General features: G+C 52.6%; 1 protein-coding gene. It reads left to right on the forward strand.

Annotated elements, in window-relative coordinates; all coding sequences use genetic code 11:
* Positions 1–82: 82 nt before the first annotated feature.
* Positions 83–1,311, forward strand: a 1,229-nt coding sequence (locus AC1DUO_RS25055) for an IS4-like element IS1271 family transposase (protein WP_477989391.1), incomplete at its 3' end; no start/stop codon positions are given.

Genomic DNA, 1,311 nt, shown 5'->3' on the forward strand with positions numbered 1-1,311 from the left:
TAATGCCGATCGTTTAAGGATCAGTTGACCGATCCGGTGGCTCGTGTAAAAAGGGTTCATGCTCATCATGGACCCTTTTTAAATGGAACTTTCACAAGCTCTCGGTATTATCAATCTYACTGCCCCCGATGAAGTTCAAAGCCTCGCTGACCTCCTGTCTCCTGACCTCATTCAGCAAGCTTTTTCTCTCACTGACACCGTCACCCTACGCAAGCGTAAACTCCCCCTCGAGTCCATGGTCTGGCTGGTTATCGGYATGGCCATATTCAACAATAAGCCTATGAGTCATATCGTTAATCTGATGGATATTGTTGACCGAACCGGACGCTCATTCACCGCACCCAGCTCCGTTATTGCCCGCAGAAAAACGTTAGGTGAAGATGCCATCCGGGTTCTGTTTGATATCACTCAGCAACACTGGCATGCAGAGGCAAAACATCCTCTCTGGCACGGACTGACACTCAATGCCGTCGATGGCGTAGTCTGGCATACGCAGGACACGCCTGAAAATGCAGAGGCCTTCGGTAAGGCTTCGAACCAGCACGGCGAACGCGGATATCCTCAGGTCCGCATGGTCTGCCTGATGGAACTGAGCAGTCACCTGTTGCGGGCCAGTGTGATGGACAGTTACGACGTGAACGAGATGCGTCTGGCGGCACRGCTGGCAGMCAGCGCGCCGGATAACAGTATTACACTGTTYGATAAGGGTTTTTACTCTTTAGGCCTGCTACATGACTGGCATAATGCGGGCGAAAATCGCCACTGGCTGACGCCGCTGAAAAAGAACACGCAGTACGAGGTGGTGTGTAAGCTCGGCAAACAGGACGAGCTGATACGGCTGAAAACGTCACCGCAGGCCAGAAAACAGTGGGAAGGACTGCCGGAAGAAATGACCGTGCGGCTTATCCGCCGGAAGGTCAATGGCGTTGAACGGCAGGTACTGACGTCAATGACGGATGCGATGCGTTATCCGGCCGCCAGCGTGGCGGAGCTTTATAAGCATCGCTGGGAAATCGAGTTAGGATACCGGGAGGCTAAGCAGTTTTTACTGGGGAACCGGTGGGCGCTGAGAAGCAAACTGCCGGAAATGGTCAGGCAGGAACTGTGGGGTATCCTGCTGAGTTATAACCTTATTCGTTACCAGATGATCAAGATGGCGTTCAGCCTGAAGGGAGATTATCTGCCTTATCAGCTGAGTTTTAGCGGTGCAGTGTCGGAGATATTACGGTTGTTAATCGGGCTGCCGTGGGCATCAGCGGGAGCCATCCCGGGTCATCTGAAGCATTTTTACAGCAACGCAGCGATGCTAAA

Source organism: Rahnella sp. P4_A8, from assembly GCF_056402435.1.